The 22,132-nt window shown below is 64.4% G+C and carries 22 protein-coding genes; 21 read left to right on the top strand and 1 reads right to left on the bottom strand.

The genetic code is table 11. The features are described from left to right. Positions 1 to 111 precede the first annotated feature (111 nt). From VGH98_03880 to rsmA, 11 genes are all read left to right on the top strand, one after another. Entirely contained in the window at positions 112 to 2,511 is a 2,400-nt protein-coding gene (locus tag VGH98_03880; GenBank protein ID HEY2375095.1) for an endonuclease MutS2, read from the top strand. Next, complete coding sequence (dnaG, locus tag VGH98_03885; GenBank protein HEY2375096.1) at positions 2,511 to 4,313, top strand: DNA primase; 1,803 nt, start codon at positions 2,511 to 2,513, stop codon at positions 4,311 to 4,313. Before VGH98_03880 ends, dnaG begins: the two co-directional genes overlap by 1 nt. A gap of 15 nt (positions 4,314 to 4,328) precedes the next feature. Then, positions 4,329 to 5,033, top strand: a complete 705-nt coding sequence (locus tag VGH98_03890) for a hypothetical protein (GenBank protein ID HEY2375097.1) — start codon at positions 4,329 to 4,331, stop codon at positions 5,031 to 5,033. A 39-nt stretch (positions 5,034 to 5,072) separates the two neighbouring features. After that, the gene (gene recJ, locus VGH98_03895) at positions 5,073 to 6,806 is read left to right on the top strand and encodes a single-stranded-DNA-specific exonuclease RecJ (GenBank protein ID HEY2375098.1); all 1,734 of its coding nucleotides are present in this window, start codon (positions 5,073 to 5,075) and stop codon (positions 6,804 to 6,806) included. Between the two features lie 5 nt (positions 6,807 to 6,811). Next, positions 6,812 to 7,327, top strand: a complete 516-nt coding sequence (rsmD, locus tag VGH98_03900) for a 16S rRNA (guanine(966)-N(2))-methyltransferase RsmD (GenBank protein ID HEY2375099.1) — start codon at positions 6,812 to 6,814, stop codon at positions 7,325 to 7,327. A 128-nt stretch (positions 7,328 to 7,455) separates the two neighbouring features. Continuing rightward, complete coding sequence (gene coaD, locus VGH98_03905; GenBank protein HEY2375100.1) at positions 7,456 to 7,950, top strand: pantetheine-phosphate adenylyltransferase; 495 nt, start codon at positions 7,456 to 7,458, stop codon at positions 7,948 to 7,950. After that, a complete protein-coding gene (pta, locus tag VGH98_03910) occupies positions 7,947 to 8,942 on the top strand; it encodes a phosphate acetyltransferase (protein ID HEY2375101.1) in 996 nt (331 codons plus the stop codon). The genes coaD and pta overlap by 4 nt, the downstream gene beginning before the upstream one ends. Positions 8,943 to 8,983: 41 nt before the next feature. After that, positions 8,984 to 9,316, top strand: coding sequence for an STAS domain-containing protein (locus VGH98_03915; GenBank protein ID HEY2375102.1), 333 nt, complete (start codon positions 8,984 to 8,986; stop codon positions 9,314 to 9,316). A 164-nt stretch (positions 9,317 to 9,480) separates the two neighbouring features. Beyond that, a complete protein-coding gene (locus tag VGH98_03920) occupies positions 9,481 to 9,903 on the top strand; it encodes an ATP-binding protein (GenBank protein HEY2375103.1) in 423 nt (140 codons plus the stop codon). Then, positions 9,900 to 11,483, top strand: coding sequence for a GAF domain-containing SpoIIE family protein phosphatase (locus tag VGH98_03925; GenBank protein ID HEY2375104.1), 1,584 nt, complete (start codon positions 9,900 to 9,902; stop codon positions 11,481 to 11,483). The genes VGH98_03920 and VGH98_03925 overlap by 4 nt, the downstream gene beginning before the upstream one ends. A 29-nt stretch (positions 11,484 to 11,512) precedes the next feature. Beyond that, the gene (gene rsmA, locus VGH98_03930) at positions 11,513 to 12,322 is read left to right on the top strand and encodes a 16S rRNA (adenine(1518)-N(6)/adenine(1519)-N(6))-dimethyltransferase RsmA (protein ID HEY2375105.1); all 810 of its coding nucleotides are present in this window, start codon (positions 11,513 to 11,515) and stop codon (positions 12,320 to 12,322) included. Between the two features lie 336 nt (positions 12,323 to 12,658). Here rsmA and VGH98_03935 read toward each other — a convergent pair whose 3' ends face one another. Further along, entirely contained in the window at positions 12,659 to 13,285 is a 627-nt protein-coding gene (locus VGH98_03935) for a redox-sensing transcriptional repressor Rex (GenBank protein HEY2375106.1), read from the bottom strand. Positions 13,286 to 13,375: 90 nt separating this feature from the next. On the opposite strand from VGH98_03935, the gene VGH98_03940 reads away from it, so the two are divergent. The 10 genes from VGH98_03940 (at position 13,376) to zapA (ending at position 22,120) form a co-directional block, all read left to right on the top strand. Then, positions 13,376 to 14,611 (top strand): arginine deiminase family protein, encoded by a 1,236-nt coding sequence (locus VGH98_03940; GenBank protein ID HEY2375107.1) that lies wholly within the window; start codon positions 13,376 to 13,378, stop codon positions 14,609 to 14,611. After that, entirely contained in the window at positions 14,602 to 15,498 is an 897-nt protein-coding gene (locus VGH98_03945) for a 3'-5' exonuclease (GenBank protein ID HEY2375108.1), read from the top strand. The genes VGH98_03940 and VGH98_03945 overlap by 10 nt, the downstream gene beginning before the upstream one ends. Next, positions 15,495 to 16,379: an MBL fold metallo-hydrolase gene (locus VGH98_03950; GenBank protein ID HEY2375109.1), complete on the top strand. Its 885-nt coding sequence runs from the start codon at positions 15,495 to 15,497 to the stop codon at positions 16,377 to 16,379. The genes VGH98_03945 and VGH98_03950 overlap by 4 nt, the downstream gene beginning before the upstream one ends. Positions 16,380 to 16,613: 234 nt before the next feature. Next, positions 16,614 to 17,129 carry a translation initiation factor IF-3 gene (infC, locus tag VGH98_03955; protein ID HEY2375110.1) on the top strand — a complete coding sequence of 172 codons (516 nt, stop codon included), beginning with the start codon at positions 16,614 to 16,616 and terminating at the stop codon, positions 17,127 to 17,129. A 10-nt stretch (positions 17,130 to 17,139) separates the two neighbouring features. Further along, positions 17,140 to 17,334: a 50S ribosomal protein L35 gene (gene rpmI, locus VGH98_03960; GenBank protein ID HEY2375111.1), complete on the top strand. Its 195-nt coding sequence runs from the start codon at positions 17,140 to 17,142 to the stop codon at positions 17,332 to 17,334. Positions 17,335 to 17,349: 15 nt separating this feature from the next. Further along, positions 17,350 to 17,700, top strand: a complete 351-nt coding sequence (gene rplT / locus VGH98_03965; GenBank protein ID HEY2375112.1) for a 50S ribosomal protein L20 — start codon at positions 17,350 to 17,352, stop codon at positions 17,698 to 17,700. 320 nt (positions 17,701 to 18,020) lie between these two features. Continuing rightward, positions 18,021 to 19,103: a phenylalanine--tRNA ligase subunit alpha gene (locus tag VGH98_03970; protein HEY2375113.1), complete on the top strand. Its 1,083-nt coding sequence runs from the start codon at positions 18,021 to 18,023 to the stop codon at positions 19,101 to 19,103. Then, a complete protein-coding gene (gene pheT, locus VGH98_03975; protein ID HEY2375114.1) occupies positions 19,100 to 21,547 on the top strand; it encodes a phenylalanine--tRNA ligase subunit beta in 2,448 nt (815 codons plus the stop codon). The genes VGH98_03970 and pheT overlap by 4 nt, the downstream gene beginning before the upstream one ends. Beyond that, on the top strand, positions 21,525 to 21,824 hold the full coding sequence (locus VGH98_03980; GenBank protein HEY2375115.1) for a hypothetical protein: 300 nt from the start codon (positions 21,525 to 21,527) through the stop codon (positions 21,822 to 21,824). Before pheT ends, VGH98_03980 begins: the two co-directional genes overlap by 23 nt. Continuing rightward, entirely contained in the window at positions 21,821 to 22,120 is a 300-nt protein-coding gene (gene zapA / locus VGH98_03985; GenBank protein ID HEY2375116.1) for a cell division protein ZapA, read from the top strand. The genes VGH98_03980 and zapA overlap by 4 nt, the downstream gene beginning before the upstream one ends. The last annotated feature ends 12 nt before the right edge of the window (positions 22,121 to 22,132 follow it).

Here is a 22,132-nt window from a genome sequence, read left to right on the forward strand (position 1 = left end):
TGGTTGGTGGTTGGTGAATAATGAGGTCGGCGAGCTTTGCTCGCTGACCATCCGAATCACGAGCTACCAATCACCAACTACCAACCACCAAATTCACCAACCACCAGCCGCGTGAACTCACACGCCCTACGCGTCATCGAGTTTCATCGCGTGTTGGAGCTCGTTGCCGGCCGTGCGACATCGGAGCTTGGTGCGGGGCTCGTCCGACGACTCGAGCCGCATACGGATCGTGCGCAACTCGACGGCGAGCACGCCCGCGTTGCCGCCGTGCGTTCGATCATATCGGGCGAGCAGCCGTGGCATCCCGAGCCACTCCCCGATCTCCTCGCCTCGCTGTCGCGTCTGCGCGTCGAAGGCGTCGTCTGGAATGGACCCGAGCTGCTTGCCGGGGCGCAACTGCTGCGCTCTTCTCGTCGAACGCGCGAGTCGCTGAGCGACGAACGACGGCCCGCGCTCGCGCGCGCCGTGCTCGCGCCGCTTACCGACCGCCTGATCGGCGTCAAACAGCTCGAGGACGCGATCGACAAAACATTCGAAGACGACGGCTCGGTGCGCGACGACGCCTCGCCGGCGCTGCGCCGCGTTCGGCGCGAGTTGCGCGCGGCGGAAGGCGACCTCGTTAGGCTGCTCGAACGTGTCATCGAGCGTCTCGATGCGCATCACCGCGTCTCCGACATGTCGGTGACCGTGCGCGACGGTCGCTATGTGATTCCCGTGCGACGCGAAGGCCGCGGGACCGTCGGCGGGATCGTTCATGGCGCGTCGGCCACGGGCGCGACGCTCTTCGTCGAGCCGCCGGCCGCTGTCGAATTCGGCAACCGCATTCGCGAGCTCGAGGCCGAAGAGCGCGAAGAGGTCGATCGCATTCTTCGCGAGCTCACCGATGCGCTGCGTCCCCATCGAGACGCGTTGATCGGCGCGACCGAAGCGCTGGCAGCACTCGACGCGCTTTTCGCGCGGGCGCGATTCGCGCTCGAGTTCCGTTGTATGGGCACGGTGCTTGTCGGAGCGAGCGACGGCTTCGTCGTGCGCGACGGCCGTCATCCATTGCTGCTCGCGCAGGGAATCGCTGTCGTTCCATTCGATCTCGAGATGAGCGCGACCGAGCGCACATTGCTCGTGTCCGGTCCCAACACCGGCGGCAAAACCGTGCTCCTCAAGGCGCTCGCGCTGATCTCGGCGATGGCGCAATCCGGAATTCCCGCGCCGGCGGCCGCCGAGAGTCGCATTGCCGTGTACGACGACTTCTTCGCCGATATCGGCGACGAGCAATCGATCGAGGCGAGTCTTTCGACCTTCAGCGCGCACGTGAAGAACCTCTCCGAGATCATGCGTTCGGCGTCGCCAAGCTCCCTCGTCCTCATCGACGAACTCGGCTCCGGCACGGATCCGGTCGAAGGTTCGGCGCTCGGCTGGGCAGTACTGGAGGGCCTCACGCGTCGCGCCACGATGACGATTGCCACGACGCACCTCGGCGCACTGAAGGAGCTGGCGACCGAAGTCGACGGAGTCGTGAACGCGTCGCTGCAGTTCGACGCCGACGCGCTCGCGCCGACCTATCGGCTGATCAAGGGAATTCCGGGGCGATCCTACGGCATCTCGATCGCGCGACGTCTGGAATTACCCGAAGACGTCGTGGCGCGCGCGGAGGAACGTCTTCCGCAACAGGAGCGTGACGTGGCGGCGCTCATCGAACAGCTCGAGCAGCGTGGGGAAGCGCTCACCCTGCGCGAGCAGGAAACCGCGGCGATTCTCGACGATGCCCGCGAGCGAATGGCCGATCTCGCGCGGCGTGAACGGAACGTGCGCGAACGGGAGCGGCGTGCCGAGCGTGAGTCACGTCAGGAAGCTCGACGCTATCTGCTCGATGCGAGGCAGGAGATCGAGCGCACGCTCAAGGAGCTCCGGCGCGTCGAGAGCGAAGCGCTCGACGAGGCAGCACGCGAGGCGCGACAACGCGCGGAGCAGCTCGCGGCTCGTCAGGCGGCCGAGTTGGCGCGGCTGGATCGGGAAGAAGCGAACGTGACACGAAGCGACAGCGCGCGAACGACGCCTGCACGCGGGGCAACGCGCGAGATTGCGACCGGGACCTGGGTCGACGTCGCGACTCTTGGCGGCAAACCCGCCCGCGTCGTCGAGCTTCGCGACGGCAGCGCTGTCGTTGCGGTCGGGGCGATCAAGATGACGGTGCCGCTGGGGTCACTGACGCCGAGCGAATCGCCGCCGGTGGACGTCGCCACGTCGTGGACCGCCGATGTGCCGGATGTGATTGCGCCCACAGAAATAGACGTCCGCGGGATGCGCGTCGACGAGGCCGAAGGAGTAGTCATGCAGGCGCTCGATGCCGCGGTGCGTGCCGATCTGCGTTCACTGCGTATCATTCATGGGAAGGGGACGGGCGCGCTGCGCGAGCGCGTCGCCGAAATGCTCACCAAAGACACCCGCGTGAAGCAATTCCGACTGGGCGCCTGGAACGAAGGGGGCGCCGGCGTCACGGTTGCCGAGCTCTGATGATCCCAGATGAAGTAGTCGATCGCGTGCGAGATGAAGCGGACATCGTCGAGATCATCGGCGAGTTCGTGAAGTTGAAGCGCGTCGGTACGAGCTTTCGCGGGCCGTGCCCCTTTCACCATGGGAAGCACGACAATTTCTCGGTGCTGCCGCGCGGCTCGTTTATGTGCTTCGTCTGCGGCGAGAAGGGAAATGTCTTCACATTCGTTCAGAAGCATCTGGGACTGGATTTCGTCGAAGCGGTGAAGTGGGTCGGCAACAAGATCGGCGTCGAAGTGCGCGAGACGACACGCACGCAGGAGGGGCCGGATCCGCGCGAGCCGCTCTGGGAGCTGAACGCGGCCGCCGCCGAGTTCTTTCGACGCCAGCTGTGGGAAGAGTCGGGCGGCGGAGCCGCGCGCGGCTACCTCGAGGGGCGCGACCTCTCGCGCGAGGACGCGGAGCGCTTCAGCCTCGGCTTCGCGCCGCGCGACGGTACCCTGCTTCACGAGCACTTGCGGACGCTGGGCTTCGAGGACGAACGCCAGCTGGCGGCCGGCATCCTCGTTAGGCGCGATGGCAGCGAGGACGTGCGAGTGCGCTTCCGCCAACGCCTCATGTTCCCGATCTTCGATCTTCGCGATCGGGTGGTCGGATTCGGCGGCCGCGTCATGGGAGAGGGCGAGCCGAAGTATCTCAACTCGGCGGAGTCCGAGGTCTTCGCGAAGCGACGCCTCCTGTATGGACTGAACTGGGCAAAGCAATCCATTCGCCGTACGGAGCGCGCGTTAGTCGTCGAGGGCTACTTCGATCTCATTCGTCTCGTGCTGGCGGGAGTCGACGAGGTCGTCGCGCCGATGGGCACGGCGCTCACGGAAGCACAGGGATCTCTTCTGCGCAAATACACCAGGAACGTGTTCCTCCTCTATGACAGCGACGTCGCCGGACAGAAGGCAACCTTTCGGGCAGGCGATGAGCTGCTTCGCAATGGCGTGAACGTGCGGGTGGTGTCGCTTCCCGAGGGCGAGGACCCCGATTCATTTGTCGCGAGCGAGGGAGTGGAGGGATTGGAGCGAGAAATCGCGCATTCGATCGACATCTTCGATCGGAAGATCCAGATTCTCCAGCGCGGTGGCTGGTTCGCCGACCTCCGTCACAAGCGCCAGGCACTCGACAAGTTGCTTCCTACCATTCGGGCAACCAGCGATCGCATCATGAGGGACTTATATGTCGCTCGCACGAGCGAGGTGGCAGGTGTGTCCCGGGAGCTCTTGGAGCGTGAGCTGGGTGCGCAATCTGCTTTCACGGAGGCGACGAATGCGTCGCCGCCGCCGCCGGTTCGACGTGTGCGCACGGCCGACCGGTGGACCAACCGGCGCGCCGCCGGCGCCCGCGCCGAGCGCGAATTGCTCCGGGTGATGCTCCACGATCGACGCTATGTCGAGCTCGTTGCGGAGCGAATCGGCGCCGAGACCTTCACGGACGAGACCTATCGCACGATCTTCACCGAGTTGGTGGCCTTGGGTCCCGAGGCGACAATCGGCGAGATTGCAGGTGGGTTCGACGAGGAAGCGATCGAAGTATTCGAGGAGTTGCTGGCCGACGAGGGTGGGCTGGATCGAGCGAATGAGCTTGTGGATGGGAGTCTCAGCGTGATTGCATCGCGCGATCTCGACGCACGTCTCACCGACATCGATCGCGAAATGCCGCTCGCCGCGCCTGACGAGAAGGATGATCTGATTCGCGAGAAGGAGCAGTTGCTTCGGCAGATGCAGGCGTTGGGACGAGGGCGATTCAAATCGTTTCGCACCTCGAGATCTTGAACTGAAGGAGGCGGAGTGCATCCAGACGTGGCGGCGTTGCTCGCGGTGCAAACCGACGACATCGAAATTCACGCGTTGGAAGAGCGTCTCGCGGCACTGATGCCGCGCGTGGACGCGATCGTGAAAGAACAGGAACGCGCAACAACGGCGCTCGATCAGGCTCGTCAGGCCGTCGAGGCCGAGGAACGCCGGCAGCGTGACGTGCGTGGACGGCTCGATCAGTTCCGTCAACTCGAGGAGCGCAATCAGGCGCAACTCAACGCGGTGACGAGCGCGCGCGAGGCGACGGCGGCGACGGCCCAGCTCGATCAATCGCGACGCATGATCGGCGAAGCGCAGCGAGAGCTCGACGCCATCACGCACAACCTCACCGATCTCCGCCATAGCGTGACGGAGCGCGACCACGCGTTGCGTGACATCGAGCGCGAGCAAAAGGAAGTGCGCGCCTCGCTCGACGCCGATCGCGCGGCGATCGATGCAGAGCTCGCGCAACGCCGCGCGCAACGCAAAGAGCTCGCCGCCAAAGTGCCGCGCTCGTTGATCGCGCGGTACGATCGCATTCGCTCGCGAAAGCGCGTCCACGCCGTTTTTCCACTTCGCGGCAACTCGTGCGCGAATTGTGATACGGTCATTCCGCTCCAGCGTCGAAGCGCGATGGCGGGGAGTGGCGCGACGGAGATCTGCGAGGGATGCGGAGTGCTTCTGTACGCGGGCGAATGATGCTTGTTCGGGGGTGACGCCGCGTCTACTTTTCGCGGCGTGACGGCACCCGTAGCCAGAGCGCGGCCAAAGCATCGCTGGATCATTCCGGAGCGTCCCAGCCCAGACGCTGTCGCGCGGCTGCAAGCGGAGCTGCATCTCCCCGAGCCACTCTGTCGCTTGCTGGCGACGCGTGGCCTCGCCGACATCGAGGGCGCCAAGACCTATCTGCGCCCACGGCTCGACCAACTGAACGATCCGTGTCTGATGTTGGATCTCGATCGCGCGGTGGAACGGCTCGATCGCGCGATCACGAATGGTGAGCGCATTCTCATTCACGGCGACTACGACGTCGACGGCATGTCCTCGACGACGTTGCTCACGAAGACGCTGCGAATGCTGGGCGCGTCGGCGATCCCGTTTATTCCTCGACGCATCGAGGACGGCTACGATCTCGGCTCGGCCGGCGTCGACGCTGCCTTACGAGAGCGCGTCGGGGTCGTCGTCACCTGCGACTGCGGCACCAGCGCGCACGAGCCGGTACGCGCGCTGCAGGACGCAGGCATCGACGTCATCATCTCGGATCATCATCTGCCGAGCAGCGGCTCGCTGCCGCCGGCGTTCGCCGTACTGAATCCGAAGCGGCCCGGCTGCACATCGCCCGACCGCGATCTCGCCGCGGTGGGCGTCGCGTTCAAGCTCGCGCTCGCGCTGGTACGCAAGCGTCGCGGCAACGAGAACGCCGTGTACGGCATGCTCGATCTCGTCGCGCTCGCGACGATCGCCGACATCGCGCCATTGCGTGGCGAGAATCGTGTGCTCGCGCGCTATGGTTTGAAGATGCTCAACGAGACGCAGAACGTCGGCTTGCGCGCTCTGATTCGCGCGGCGGGCCTGGCGGACCGACCGATCACGGCGGGGCGTGTCGGATTCATTCTCGCGCCGCGACTCAACGCCGTCGGACGTCTCGGCCACGCGATTCGCGGCGTCGAGCTGCTGCTCTCGACCGACGAGCACAAAGCGAATGCGCTCGCCCGCGACTTCGAGGAGATGAACGAGCGCCGCCAGGAAGTCGATCGGGCGACGCTCGTGCAGGCGCGGGAGATGTTGTCCTCGGCGTCGATGAGCGAGACATACGGCATCGTGCTCGCGGCCGAAGGCTGGCATCCAGGGGTCATCGGCATCGTCGCGTCGCGCATCGTCGAAGAGTTCGGCCGTCCAACGGTGCTCGTATCGCTCGACGGCGACGTCGGCAAAGGCTCTGGACGATCGATCTCCGCCTTCGATCTACACTCCGGACTTTCGGCGTGTCGCGACGTGCTCATGCGCTTCGGTGGTCACCGCTCCGCCGCCGGCATAACGGTTGCCCGCGAACGATTGCCTGAATTCGCGGAGCGCTTCAATGCAATCGCCCGCGAGCGCCTGACGCCCGAAGACCTCGTGCCGGAGCTGCGCGCCGATCTCGAAGTCACGTTAGGCGAGCTCACCCAGCAGCTGGAGTTGCTGCTGCGCCATGTCGAGCCGTGTGGCGTCGGCAATCCGTCACCAGTCCTCGTGGCGCGACAGGTCACCGTGAGCGCACCGCCGAAAATCGTCGGGCGCGAGCAGGAACATCTCAAGCTCTGGCTCGCCGATGCCGCCGGAACGCACATCGAAGCGCTTGGCTGGGGAATGGCAACACGAGCGGGTGAGGTCGAACCAGGCACGATTCTCGACGTCGCCTTCCGCCTCGAGAGCGACGAGTATCACGGTGAGAAGCGCCTGCAGGCGCGCCTCGCCGACTTCCGCAGCTAGCGCGCGTGCGCATCGTTGCCGGTCGCTGGCGCGGCCGCACGATCAAGCCGCCAGCCGACTCTCGCGTTCGTCCGACCGCCGATCGCGTGCGTGAAGCGTGGATGAGCATCGTCATGCCCGAGCTTCCTGGCGCGCGCGTGCTCGACCTCTTTGCCGGCTCGGGCGCGTTGGGGCTGGAAGCACTCTCGCGCGGCGCCGCGACCGCCGAATTCGTCGAGCTGGCGCCGAAAAGCCTGCGAGCGCTGAAGGAGAATGCCGAGTCATTGGGCGCCGGCGATGCAGCGGTGATCCACCGAGCCGACGCGCTCCGATTCGTCAGCGCACTCGAGCCGCGCGCGTTCGACGTCGCCTTTGCCGACCCTCCCTATTCGCTGAGACTCGCGACGCGGCTTGCCGCGCTCTGGCTCGCGGTGCCATTTGCCGCGGTTCTCGGAATAGAACACCGACAGGACGAGGTGCTCCCCGGCGACGGTGACCGGCGCAAATACGGTGACACGGTCGTGACGATCTATAGGGGTTAGGGTTTAGGGGCTAGGGGTTAGGGTTTAGGGGCTAGGGTTTACCGATTTGGTGATTAAGGTTGACCCTAGCCCCTAGCCCCTAGCCCCCAGACCCTAGCCCCTCGGCGCAGTCGCTACCCCTACTTCACGTGCGCACCGCCATCTACGCCGGCAGCTTCGATCCGATTACGCGCGGCCACGAGGATCTCATCGATCGCAGTCTCGAGTTCGTCGATCGGCTGGTCGTCGCCGTCGCGACGAACGTTGCGAAGCAGCCCCTGTTCAGCGTCGACGAACGCGTGGAGCTGATTCGCGCGACGCTGCACGATCGAAAGCGCGTCGACGTACGACAGTTCAGTGGACTGCTCATCGACTTCGCGCGCGAGGCCGGGGCGAAACTGCTCATCCGCGGGCTCCGCGCCGTGAGTGACTTTGAATACGAGTACCAGATGGCACTCATGAATCGACATCTGTCGTCTGGTCTCGAGACCGTGTTCATGGTGCCGTCGCTCGACACGACCTACATCAGTGCGAGCCTGGTGCGCGAGGTGGCGCGTTTCGGCGGAGCGATCGCCGATCTCGTGCACCCGGCTGTCGCCGCCGCGCTGCACGAGAAATACGGAACGAAGCCGGCGCACGGGTGAGCTTTCTGGACGAAGTGCGCGTACGGGCGAGCGCGACGCGCCGTCGCGTGGCGTTCCCCGAGTCGGCTGACGAGCGGACGCTGCGCGCGGTGAGTGAGCTGGCGAGACTACGCGTCGTCCATTCGGTTCTCGTTCTGGATCCCGAACGCCCTGACACCCACGGCTCCGTACGGGCGCTCGCATCCGCGAATGTCGACGTCGTCGATCCGTCGAGCGATCCGCGCGTCGACGATGCCGCCTCGCGCCTCTACGACGCGCGTCGCGGCCGAGGACTCACCGAGGAACGCGCGCACGCACTCGCGCGGACGCCTCTGATCTTTGCCGACGCCCTCGTCAGCCGGGGCGACGCGGACGCGTGCGTCGGCGGCGCGACACACACGACTGCGGACATTCTGCGAGCCGCATTGTGGCTCGTCGGGCCCGCACAGGGCGTCCGAACGGTATCGAGCGCTTTTTACATGGTGACGCAACCCTTTCGGGGTACCACGAGCCCCGAGGTCCTGACCTTCACGGATTGCGCTGTCGTCCCCTATCCGACGGCAACGCAGCTCGCGGATATCGCCATCGCCGCCGCGACGGATCGTCGCCGCATTGTTGGCGACGATCCATACGTCGCATTTCTTTCCTTCAGCACCAAAGGAAGCGCGGACGGAGAAAGCGTGGCTCTGGCGACGGACGCCTTGGCCGAGGTACGGCAGCGCGCACCGTCACTGATCGTGGACGGAGAATTGCAAGGTGATGCGGCGCTCATCAGTGACGTCGGACTGCGAAAGGCTCCCGGCAGCCCCGTCGCTGGTCGCGCGAACGTGCTTGTTTTCCCAACCTTGGATGCGGGAAATATCGCCTACAAGCTGGTGCAGCGGCTCGGTGGGGCACTCGCCATCGGGCCGATTATTCAAGGCCTGCGCCGGCCTTGCAGCGATCTCTCGCGCGGAGCCACCAGTGATGACATTTTCCACGTGGCGGCGATTACCGCATTGCAGGCGGAATAGCGCTGCCCTGAAGAGCGTCAAGTCCCGTTAGGAGAAACATCATGAGCTTCGCGATCACGAAGGAGGCGGAAGTCGTTGTGGTGGATGTCGAGGGCCAGCTCATCGTCGGCAACCGGCAAGAGCTGAAGCAAAAGGTGCTGGACGAGCTGGAGCGTGGTGAGAAGAAATTTCTCATCGACTTCTCGCAGACCGGATACATCGACAGCTCCGGACTCGGCGTGCTCGTGTCATTGTCCAAGAAGATTCGTGAGCAGGGCGGAGAGTTACGACTCGCGAATCTGAACGACGATCTCAAGACGTTGTTCGAGCTCACGAAACTGGATACGCTGTTCCAGATCGCGGATACGCGCGAGCGCGCACTGGAGAGCTTCTGAGCGCTCTCCGGGCGCCGCGCCCGACCACCCTGGTCGCCGCGACGCTAGCGAATCCAACCATGTCCGGGCACGGCACCCATTCCAGCCGTGCCCGGCGTCGCATCCAAGCGAGATGAGCCGAGGAAGCGAAGCGGGGCGACAGAGCGCGCACGAGGGCAGCCGCGGTGAGTGACTCGCGCGTGATCGAAGTCGACATTCCCAGCGACGTCCAATACATCGAAAAGGTCGTCGAGCTCGTTCAACGCGAATGCGCGCTGATGAAGTTCGGCGCCCGTCAGTTGATGCTAAACCTCGCCGTAGCCCTGACCGAAGCGCTCTCGAACGCGATTCTGCGCGGCAACAACGACGATCCGGCGAAGCACGTGCACGTCGTGGCGCGCGTCGACACGGCGCACCTCGTCATCGAAGTACGTGACGAAGGCGTTGGCTTCGACCTGGAACAGTGCACGCTGGATCCGACCACGCCCGGTAATGTCGATCGAGAGGATGGACGCGGGCTGTTTCTGATGCGCCAGCTGATGGATCGTGTCGAGCGGTTCGATGACGGCCGCGGCAACATCGTGCGTCTCACGCTGCGCCGGGAATGACCGATCTCACGGCCGTGCTCTCGGCGTTTCGCGCGGCAACGCAGTGCGAGTCAGCCGTGTTGGTTCAGGTCGACGGGAAGCTCGTCGCCGAGGCGACGACTGGGCAGGTGCCGACGCTGGAGAACGTCCCGCCGCTATCGGAGGGAATCCGCTCTGTCGATTCCGAGGCCGGGCGTATCCTCGTCGCCGCCGTGCCGGGCCCCCGTCGTGCGTGGCTGGCGCTCGGTCCGTGCGGTACGCCGCAGGCCGATCTCGACAGCTACATGCGCTTCATGCTCCCCGTCGTATCCCAATACCTGCAGTCGGCGCTGGAGGTGGAGCACGCCGCGAACGAGCTCGCCGAGCGATACGAAGAGATCAATCTGCTCTATACGATCAGCGAGATTCTCGGCCGCACCGTGTCGCTCGAGGAAGCTGCGCGGACGATTCTCACGGAAATCTCGGAGACCGTTGGCGCTCGGCGCGCGTCGATCCTCGTGCACGACCCAGCCACCGACACGCTCGGCGTCGTCGCCGTGCTCGGCGCCGATGCGTCGCAGGCATCCTCGATCGGCGTTCAGGATCCGTGCAGCGTGAGCGCGCGTGTCTTTCGCACGCAACATCCGCTGCTCGTGGAAGGCGATCAGATGCAGTGTCCGGCCGAGGCGCCGTACCGCCGGGGCTCGATGCTCTCTGTACCGATCATGTGGACGACGCCGCGGGGTGGGGAACCGTTAGGCGTCGTCAACCTGTCCGATCGGCGATCGCCGCAGCAATTCACCGCCGGCGATCAGAAGCTGATTGCAGCGATCGCGACACAGATCGGAACGGCGATCCAGAACGCTCGCCTCGTGCGCGCTTCGCTCACGCAGGAGCGATTGCTGTACGAGATGGAGCTCGCGCACGACCTGCAAATGAAGCTCCTACCGGCAGCGGCGATCGTCGAGCCGGACGCGATCGTGGCCGCGCGCGTGATGCCCGCCGAGAGCGTCGGCGGCGATTTCTACAACCTCTTCCGGCTCGGCGATCGACGCGTCGGGGCAATGATTGGCGACGTGTCCGGCCACGGCTATCAGGCGGCGCTGATCATGGCCCTGACGATGAGCGCATCCGCGATTCATGCACAGACGACGGCGGATCCGGGCGAGACGCTGCACGCGCTGTTCTCCACCGTGCGCGACGAGCTCGCAACGACGGAGATGTTCATCTCGGCTTTTTACGGTGTCATCGATCGAACGCGGGGCGAGGTGCTGTACGCCAATACGGGACACCCGCACGCGTTCGTCGTCGGCGCGGATGGGAACTGTGAGCGACTCGCCGCCAACGATCCGCCGCTCGGCATGGCCGAGGAGCATCCGAGAACCGTGCGGCGTCACTGGGATCCCGAGAGCGATCTACTCGTGCTGTTCACCGATGGCTTGAGCGATGCGCGGAGCCGCACCGGTCAGCGCCTTGGTGAGGAGGCACTTCTCGAAACGATTCGTCGCTATCGTCACGAGGCACCGTCATCGATTCTCAGTCGCCTCATCGAGGTCGTCGAAGCGCACAGCGGCGCAACGCCGCGTCGCGACGACCAGACGATCGTGCTGCTGCGCAGTTGAGGGGCTAGGGTCTAGGGCATAGGGGCTAGATGGCGCCTCGACTACCACCGGTCCGGAAAAGCCTCGGTCAGCATTTTCTCAACGATCGACGAATCCTTGGCCGCATTGCGGATGCACTCGAGCTCCGGGGGTCGGAGCTGGTCATCGAGATCGGGCCGGGGCGTGGGGCGCTGACGGAGATATTGCTCGAGAGGGCGGGACACATCGTCGCGATCGAGTACGACCGGGCGCTGGCGGCATTGCTTCGCGAGCGGTATTCAGGCGACTCGCGCGTCACGATCGTGGAGCACGACGTGCTCGACCTGAACTTCGGCGAACTGGCGAAGGGCCCGTACGTCCTCGTCGGCAATGTGCCGTACTACATCACGACGCCGATTCTATTTCGGAGCCTGACGCGGCCGCGGCCCGAACGCGCCGTCTATCTCGTGCAGCGAGAAGTCGCCGAGCGGATCGTTTCGCCGCCGGGCAATCGCGAGTACGGTGCGTTGTCTGTGAACGTACAGGCGGTGGCGAAGGCCGAGTTGCTCTTTCACGTGAGCCGCGGCGCATTCCATCCTCCTCCGCGAGTTGACAGCGCGGTGCTTCGCCTAACGCCGCGCGTCGATCCGGTGATCTCCGCGTCGGAGGAACAGGAGTTCCGATCATTCGTCCAAGCCGCCTTTGGCATGCGACGCAAGCAGATGCGCCGCGTACTGCGCGAGCTCTGGAATCTCGACGCGGCTAACGCCGAGCGGATACTCGCTGCGGCGCAAATAGATCCTGCTGTCAGGCCGGAGACTCTTTCGCCGGTTGAATTCGCGAGGTTGCTCGGAGACGAGTCAGCGAGCAGGCCACAATGAAAAAAGGGTGTTACGGATTAGACGGATGCAGCTGATTGAACGGATCGCTCCGCGAACGCTACAACTCCGCTCGCAACGAGCCGGGAATTTTTGTTAACTGCACACTCATTGAGCACGCGTGGCCATCGGGCGTCGGGGCATCCCGAGGTCGTAACAAAGAATCGTCCGGGCTCGTTGCGAGCGGAGTCGCACCGCACAAGGAGGGATCCGTTCAATCAGCTACATCCGTTCAATCCGTAATACTCTTTTCATTGTGGCCCGTGCATTCAGGCTGTCCGTGAGTGCAGCCATCGCGGCGCAACGCGAACTGAGCGTTAAGCTGGCCCAAGCCCCGCGCTACTCTCTGTTCGTCAGCGCGTAGCTGAGCCCCTCCAGCTCCATCGCCATGTTCACGGTCTTCACCGTGACGTCGGGCGGCGCCTGGAGCTGCGTCGGAGCGAAGTTGAGAATTGCCTTGATCCCGGTCTTCACGATGCGGTCGAGCACGCGCTGCGCCTCGTCGCCGGGGACGGTGAGGACCGCGATGTCCGGGTGATCCTGCTTGACGTCACGCTCGAGCTGCGCGATGTCGCGCACCGGGATTCCCTCGAGCTTGAGACCGATCTTCTCCTCGTTCGCATCATAGGCGGCCAGGATCTGGAATCCGCGCTGCCGAAAGCCACGATACTGCGCGAGCGCCGCGCCGATCTTGCCGGCGCCGATGATGATCACTTTCCACTCGCGGCCAAGGCCGAGGATCTCGCGCAAGCGGCCCGCCAGTTCGGGCACGGAGTAACCCAATCCGCGCTTTCCGAACGACCCGAAGAAGGACAGGTCTTTCCGCACCTGCGCCGAAGTCGTCCCGCCGCGCTGCGCGAGCTCCTCGCTCGAGATGGTCTCGAGACCTCGGTTCTCGAAGTCTTCGAGGAAGCGCAAATACGCGGAGAGACGTCGAACGGTCGAATCAGCGATGCGTTTCGCCACTGGCGCTCAGCGTCCGGCTTGTGAACGAATTCACAAGTTAAAGACGCCGTTCCGCCTGCACCAGCCACTACCCTTCGGTTATCTTCGGGCATGTCGGTCCACGTCTCGTCCGAAATCGGGCGCCTGCGCAGTGTCGTGGTGCATTCCCCGGGTCCCGAGCTCTGCGCTGTGACACCGACGAACCGGGCCGAATTCCTTTACGACGACATCATCGACTCCGACAGCGCCCAGCGTGAGCACCGGCGCTTTCTGGCCATTCTCGAGCGATTCGCGAAGGTCTATGAGGTCCGCGACCTCCTCGCAGACGTGCTCGCCAACGCCGACGCGCGCGAGCTCCTCATTCGCGAGACGATGGACATCGTCCCCTCGGAGCCGCTCGCCCGCGACCTGAGCCAGCTCGACGCGCAGACGATCGTCCGCCTGCTGATCGAAGGGCGCGAGGAGCCGCCGGGACCGTTGGCCAAGTCGCTCAACGAAGTCGGCTATGTGCTGCCACCCGTTCCAAACCTTTTCTTCACGCGTGACAGCTGTACGGCGACCGGAAAGCACGTGCTCATCGGATCGATGCGCTACGCGATCCGCTGGACGGAAGCGATCATCATGAAGACGATCTTCCTCCATCATCCGCAGCTGGCGAACGCGGGGATTCTCTACGATGGCGCCTCGGAGCGGCGGGTGAACTACACGCTCGAGGGCGGCGACGTGCACGCACTGCGCAACGACCTCGTCCTCATCGGGTTCAGCGAACGCTCAAGTCCCGCCGGGATCGATCAGCTGGCGAGCTTGTTCTTCGAGCAGACCGACGTCACCGATATTCTGGTGGTCGTGATGCCGAAGGTAACGACGGCCATTCATCTCGATATGGTATTCACGCAAGTCGATCGTGAGCTGTGCGTCGTCTACCCGCCCCATTTTATCGGACCCGAGCGCTTGCCCGTGTTGCATTGGCACAAAGGCGAGACGACGCTGCGCGAGCCGACGAGCATCTTCGCCGCGCTCAAGGCGTGCGGGATGCCCATGGAGCCGATCTCGTGCGGCGGTCGTCATCGCACGACGCAGGAGCGAGAGCAGTGGGCCTCCGGCTGCAACTTCGTGGCGCTTCGCCCGGGTGTGGTGATGTCCTATCAACGCAACGAGATGACGCTGCACGAAATGCAGAAGATGGGATTTCGCGTGATCTCCGGCGTTTCGTTCCTCACCGGTGAAGAGCGCATCGCCGAGGGCGACCGCGCGGTGATCTCGTTCGAGGGGTCGGAGCTCCTGCGCGGTGGCGGCGGCCCGCGGTGCATGACGTGTCCCGTGCAGCGGGAGGATCCGTGGGATTGAGGGAGGCGTCGTCAGGCGTCACGGTTCAGCCGCGGGACACGCTACTGACACTTCGTGCAGTCGATTATCTCGCGAGCGGGCCCGCTGATGCGAGAACACTCATCTCCCACGTCTGCCAGCTGCCGACGATGCCGGCGGCGGTCGCGGAGCACATGGCAAGGGCGCTGCTCGCCGGCCATAGCCGCTTCGTTCGCGAGCCCGACGGACGTTGGGGGCTGGTCCGCGACGTGGAATTCCCGTCGACCGAAGCGCTGGCCGGATTATCCTATGCCGTCGTCGACGTCGAGGCGACGGGCGGCCGAACCTTCGGTGGCGACCGGATCACCGAGATCGCGGTCGTCGAGGTCAGGAATGGCGTCGCGACGACCCTGATCGACACGCTCGTCAATCCGCAGCGGCCGATTCCGCCCTGGATCTCGAGCCTGACGAACATCTCGGCGGACATGGTGCGTCACGCGCCGGTGTTCTCCGAAATCTGCGATCAGCTCCTCGGCGCACTGGACGGACGCGTGTTCGTCGCGCACAACGTGAACTTCGATTGGCGTTTTCTCAACATGGAAATCGAGCGCGCGACCGGTCGCACGCTCGCTGGACGCCGGCTCTGCACCGTCCGACTCGTAAAAAAGCTGTTGCCACAGCTTCGCCGACGGTCACTCGATTACGTCGCCATGCACTACGACGTCGAGATCACGCGTCGTCATCGCGCCGGCGGTGATGCCGAGGCAACGGCGCAGGTCTTTTTGCGATTGCTCGAGGACGCGCGACGTGAGGGATGTGAGACCTGGCACGACATGCAGCACCTCCTGATCCGACCGATCCCCGTGCGTCATCGCCGCCGGCGCCCGCCGGCTCTCCCACGACCCGTCGACAAGGACACGACGGCATGACTCCGGCCGTTGACACGGCGCCCACTCGTCTTGGCCCGCGCATCGAGACGCGACGGCTGGGCCGCTGGACCATTCACGCGATTCAAGCTGGCGGGCAGAAGCTCGACGGCGGCGCGATGTTCGGCGTCGTCCCGAAACCCCTCTGGCAAAAGCGCATTGTGCCTGACGAGCGAAATCGCATTCAGCTCGGTATGCGCTGCCTGCTGATCGAGCACGACGTGGGTCCCGTCCTGATCGACACCGGGGCCGGCAACAAGGAGAGCGAAAAGTTCTACGACATCTACTGTGTCGAGAATCGCGGCGAGCACGGACCCACGGCGCTCGAGGACGGTTTGTTCGAGATCGGCGTGCGGCCCGAGGATGTGGCGCTCGTGATCAACACACATCTCCACTTCGATCACGCCGGCGGGAATGTCGTGCTCGAGGCGAACGGACAATTGCGTCCTGCATTCCCGAACGCGCGTTATCTGGTACAGGCAGGCGAGTACGAGTTCGCGACGCATGTCAACGAGCGGACGGCGGGCAGTTACTTCGCGCACAATTTCGTCCCGATCGCCGAGACAAATCGGTACGATTTCATCAAGGGCGAGCGCGAGATCGTGCCCGGTATTACGTCGGTGCACACCCCGGGGCACACGCCCTGGCATCAGAGTTTGCTCCTCGAGTCCGCTGGCGAGCGGGCAGTCTATCTGGGCGATCTCATCCCGACGACGGCACACCTGCCACTGCCGTGGATCATGGGGTATGACGTGGAGCCGTTGGTGACGCTGGAGACGAAGCGCCGAATTCTCACGCGTGCGCGTGCGGAGGACTGGCTCCTGGTCTTCGAGCACGACGCAGCGACGGGGTTTGCGAAAGCGAATGAGGTAATTAGGGGCTAGGGGCTTCTCGCCGCTTGACTCTCCTGGCCGTCCCGCCTAACTTCATTCGCTTCAATGCGCTAAGCGGAGCGGCCTGTCGCCGCTCCCACCCTCTGGCCCTCGCGGACGCACGCGAGGCGTGCTGCAGGAGTCCACTCTCGACGCCGCGACCTCGCTGACTGGGGCTCGGCGGCGTGCTACGCGGACTCCATCAAGGGTCCGCGTTTTTCTTTTCTCTCGCTGAGGATCTTCGGTATTCAGGACACAACGAAACGCGTGCGGGTCAACCGCATGATCCGCATCACCCCGGTTCGCGTCATTGGGGCTGACGGCTCACAGCTTGGCATTCTCGAGGTCGATGCCGCATTGCGCATGGCGGAGGAACAAGGCCTCGATCTGGTCGAAGTGGCTGCAACCGCACGTCCGCCAGTGGTCCGGATCATGGACTACGGCAAGTACAAATTCGAAATGGCGAAGCAAGCACGCGTCGCCAAGAAAAAACAGCACGTCATCGAGCTCAAGGAAGTGAAGTTCCGGCCGGGCATCGACGATCACGATTTCGATACCAAGGTGCGTCACGCCCGCCGATTCCTCGAGGAGAAGAACAAGGTCAAGGTGACGATGATGTTCCGCGGTCGGCAGGTGGCCCACCCCGAGCTCGGGCAGGCCGTACTCGACCGCGTGGCAGACGCGCTCTCGGAGAACTCCAAGATCGAGAGCGCGGGTCGGTTGGAAGGAAAGTCAATGACGATGATTTTGGCGCCGAAATGAGGGCGTTCCGATGAAGATGAAAACGCACAAGGGCGCGAAGAAGCGCTTCAAGATTACAGGCTCGGGAAAGATCAAGCGCATGCGCGCCTTCAAGAGCCACATCCTCACGAAGAAGGATGCGAAGCGGAAGCGCCGACTTCGCCAGGCCGACCTCGTGTCGACCAACGGCGAGATCAAGCACATCAAGCGACTGCTTCAGGCTTAACGGAGAGTACAGACCATGCCTCGCGCACGATCCGGTGTTCCGCGTCTGAAGCGGAAGAATCAAATCATGAAAGCAGCTCGCGGCGCCTTCGGCGGCCGGAGCAAGCTGTGGAAGGCAGCGAAGGAGAACGTCGAGCGCGGTTGGAAATACGCCTATCGCGACCGCAAGGCGAAGAAGCGTGACTTCCGGCGTCTCTGGATCACGCGCATCAACGCCGCCGCGCACCAGAACGACATGAGCTACAGCGTGTTCATGAACGGTCTCAAGAAGGCCGGCATCGAAGTCGATCGAAAGATGCTCGCCGACCTCGCGGTTCACGATCCGGCGGCGTTTACCGCGCTCGCCGAGAAGGCGCGCTCCGCTTAGAGAGATTGCATCTCTCGTTGGAGCTCAACGGCGGCTTAATGTCTGGTTCATCACAGAATTTCGGGACGAGTCGCGTCGAAGCCGAGCTTCAGAAACGAGATGTGAGTGATGAGATCGTGCCTTTTCGATGTGGCACGCGGGCATCCCACCCACCATCGGCGAGCCGATGGTGGGTGGGATGCGCGCAACGCCTCACGGAGTAGGCGGGATCTCACGACTCACGCCTCGCGTCTCAAGCTCGAGCGATCCCCGAAGTCCACAATGATCCTAACTGTTGGTTCCTCAGCGTCCTCTGCGGCTAACGAGAAGGTCTTTATCCTATGGCGCTAAGTCTGCTGCCTGAAAAGCCGAACCTCTCGGAGTTCGTGGAACTCTCTGGCGTGCTCGCCACGCGCGCATTCAAAGCATTCGGGAACGCGAGCTCACTCGGGCAGCTCGAGGAGGCTCGCATCGAATATCTCGGCGATCAGCGCGGTGAGCTGCGCCAGTTCCAGGTCGCGTTAGGCAAGCTGGCGAAGGAAGATCGGCCGAGCGCCGGACGGCAGTTCAATTTGGTCAAGCAGCAGATCACGGAGGCGTACGAATCACGCAAGCGTGAATTGACGGAGAGGGGGACGCGAGCGGCGCAGCTCGCCGATCCGACGATGCCCGCACGACGCCAGTGGCGCGGCGCGAAGCATCCGGTCACGCTCGTCATCGAAGAGATCGAGGGAATTTTCCGCGAGCTCGGGTTCACGATCGCTACCGGTCCGGAAGCCGAGACCGAGTGGTACAACTTCGGCTCGCTGAACTTCCCGCCGAACCACCCGGCGATGGACCTTCACGACACGCTGTATCTGACCGGCGACGTCGTGTTGCGTACGCATACGTCGCCGGTGCAGACGCGGACGCTGCAGCGGTATGCGCCGCCGATTCGCGTGTTGATTCCTGGCCGGGTCTATCGTCGAGACTTCTTTGATCCCTCGCACGCGCCGGCGTTCGAGCAGATCGAAGGCCTCTGCGTCGACGAAGGCATCAGCTTCGTCGATCTGAAAGCCACGCTCACGCGCTTCGCGAACCGATTCTTCGGCAAGCGGCCGACGCGCTTTCGCCCGAGCTTTTTCCCATTCACGGAACCCTCCGCGGAGATGGACGTGCAGTGCGGCGTGTGTGGCGGCTCGGGCTGCGCCGTCTGCAAGCAGACCGGCTGGGTCGAGATCCTCGGTTCGGGAATGGTTCACCCAACGGTGCTCGAGGCCGCGGGTGTCGATAGCGAGCGATACACGGGGTGGGCATTCGGCATGGGTCCGGGGCGCATTGCCATCAGTCGTTATGGCATTCCGGACATTCGCGTCCTCTACGACTCCGACGTGCGATTCCTGGAGCAGGCCGCGGCGCAACTCTCCGCCCAGGTCGACGCGTGAACGTCTCGTACGACTGGCTGCGCGCGTTCGTCCCGTTCCACGAGACGCCGGCGAAGTTGCGTGATTTGATAACGTCGCGAGTGGCGACCGTCGACGAGCTCGTGCCGCTCGCGGCCGACCTGAGCGCGATCGTCGTGGCGCGCGTCGTGGAAGCGGGTCCGCATCCGGATTCCGACCACCTCTGGGTCACGAAGGTCGATGCCGGCGGCGGCGCGCTGCTCGACGTCGTCTGCGGAGCGCCTAACGTCAAGCCGGGCACGCTCTATCCGTTCGCGCCGGCTGGCACGACGATGCCTAACGGCTTGAAGATCGAGAAGCGCCGCATCCGCGGCCAGACGTCGAACGGCATGCTCTGTTCTCCGCGCGAGCTCGGACTCGGCGACGATCAGCAGGGCATCATGGAGCTCTCCGTCGACGTGGCGCCCGGAACGCCGTTTCTCCGGATCATGCCGGTCGGCGACACCCGGCTCGTCATCGACGTGAGTCCCAATCGGCCCGACCTGCTCTCCCACATCGGCGTTGCGCGAGAGATTGCCGCGGCCGTCGACTCACCGCTCTCGTTACCGCCGATCGAAGGTGCGGCCGCGAAGATTCCCGCCGCGACGCGCGTTCGCGGCAAGGGACGGACCGGTGACATCGAGGTGCGCTTCGACGAGGAGGGGCTCGCGCGACGATACATGGCCGTGGTCATTCGCGGCATTCGCGTTGGACCGAGCCCCGAATGGTTGGTGAATCGGCTCGCGGCCGTCGGATCGCGGTCCGTCAACAACGTCGTCGACGCGACGAATTACGTGCTCCACGAGCTCGGCCAGCCGACGCACGCCTTCGATCGCCAGAAGCTCGGCGGCTCGGCGGTAGTCGTGAGGCGCGCCCGCGCCGCGGAGCGCCTCACGACGCTCGATGGCGCAGAGCACGCGCTCACCGACGCAATGACGGTGATTGCCGACGCCGCGCGTCCGCAAGCACTGGCGGGCGTCATGGGAGGGCGCGACAGCGAGGTGACCGAATCGACGACGGATCTTTTGCTCGAGGTCGCGAGCTTCGATCCGCAACGAACGCGATCGACGCGTCGCTCGTTAGGCCTGTCGACCGACGCGAGTTATCGCTTCGAGCGTGGCGTCGATCCGAATCTGGCGCCGGTCGCTCTCGAGCGCACGGCGCAACTCATCATCGCTGTCGCCGGAGGACGCGTCGAGGATGCGCCGGTTGATATTTACCCGGGCGAGCAGCTGCCGTCGCCGCTGACGCTGCGTGCCTCACGAGTGGGCAAGGTGCTCGGCGAGCCCGTCGCGGCGGAGGACACGGCGTCGCTGTTGCGGTCGATCGGCTTCGACGCACGCGTCGAGTCGCGAGACGTCGTGCGCGTGATGGCGCCGTCGTGGCGGAGCGACATCCTTCGCGAGATCGATCTGATCGAGGAAGTCGCGCGGCTGCGCGGCTACGATAGCTTCCCTGACGAGATCCGACCCTTCCGGGCCGGCAACGTCCCGGACGACCCGCAGTGGCTCGTGGCGCGACGTGTCCGGGACGTGCTCGTGGGGGCGGGACTTCTCGAAACGCGACCGATGCCGTTCGTCTCCGGCGCGTCGAAGGGGTTCGTGCGAGTTGCGAATCCACTCAACGAGAATGAGCCCTACCTCCGGCGCGACATTCTCGACACCCTCGCGCGTCGAGCGGAGTTCAACGTCGGGCGCATGCAGGGCGACGTGCGGCTGTTCGAGATCGGCTCCGTCTTCATGGCGACTGCCGATGCGATGCCGCGTGAGGAGCTGCACGTCGGCGCGCTGATCATGGGGCGGCGCCGCCCCTCGCATTTCAGCGATCCGAAGACCGACGAATTCGAGCGCGCGATGACGTTCGATCAGTGGGACGCAAAGGCGCTCGCCGAGCTCGCCGCGGGAGAGACGTTCAGAGGTGCTGTCATCACGCTCGAGGAAGGCAAAGATGTTGAGCTCTGGCGAATTGTCGTCGACGGAACCGCAGTCGGGCTGGTGCGCCAGGTTGCTCTCGACGCGCAGGTCTGGGCGAAGCCGGCGTTTGGCGTCGAGGTCTCGCTCGGCGTCATCGATTCGAGTATCGTTGCGCCGGCGGGCGAGAACGCGCACCGCGCGCCGGAGTACCCGTCGATCAAGGTGGGCCCATTCATTCCGCTGCCGTCGCAGCCGGCGTCCCCGATTGACATCGCGCTCCTCGTACCGGATGGTGTAAAGGCGCACGACATCGAGAAGGCGATTCGATCTGTTTCGGGAGACACGCTCGAGTCGGTCGTCCTCGTCGACGAGTACGCGGGAAAGAACATCGAGTCCGGGCACCGCAGTCTCGCCTGGCGTTTGACCTTCCGTCATCCAGAGCGCACACTCAGCGCGAAGGAGATCGAAGGCAGACGGACGAATGTGCTACGTCATTTGGAGAAGATGCTGAATGTCCGCGCACGCACGAACTGACATCGCGGCCTTTCGCGAGTTGGAGACAGTGGTCCGCGATCTTGGCGAGCAGCTCGCGAGCTATCGCGAACGCGCGCTCGCCGCAGAGTCGAGGCTTCGCGATCTCGACAGCGTAGCCGACGATCCCGGCCCGCCACGCGTCCGCGAGCGGATCCGTGCACTCGAGCAAGAGAATGCCTCGCTCCGCGGACGCCTCGACGCGGCAAGCGCGCGAACGCGCTCGGTGCTCGAACGGGTTCACTTCCTTCGTCAGCAGACGGAGATGGAGGACCGATGAGCAACAAACGAAATGTCGTGAAGGTGATGATCCTCAACGAGGAGTACAACATCCGTAGCGACACGTCGGTCGAACAAACGCGAGCCGTGGCCGAGTACGTCGATCGTGCGATCCGGCAGGTAATGGCGTCGGGGATGATCGTCGAAACGAACAAGGCCGCGATTCTCGCGGCCCTCCAGATCGCTGGCGAGCTGTTCGAGTCCCGGGAGAATTCCGATCAGCTCTCGCAATCGATTCGAACGTTGAGCGAGGAGACGCGAGAGTTGCTCGCTATCCCGGCGCGCACAACACAATAAAGACCCAGCGTC

Source organism: Gemmatimonadaceae bacterium (genome assembly GCA_036496605.1).
Classification (GTDB): domain Bacteria; phylum Gemmatimonadota; class Gemmatimonadetes; order Gemmatimonadales; family Gemmatimonadaceae; genus AG2.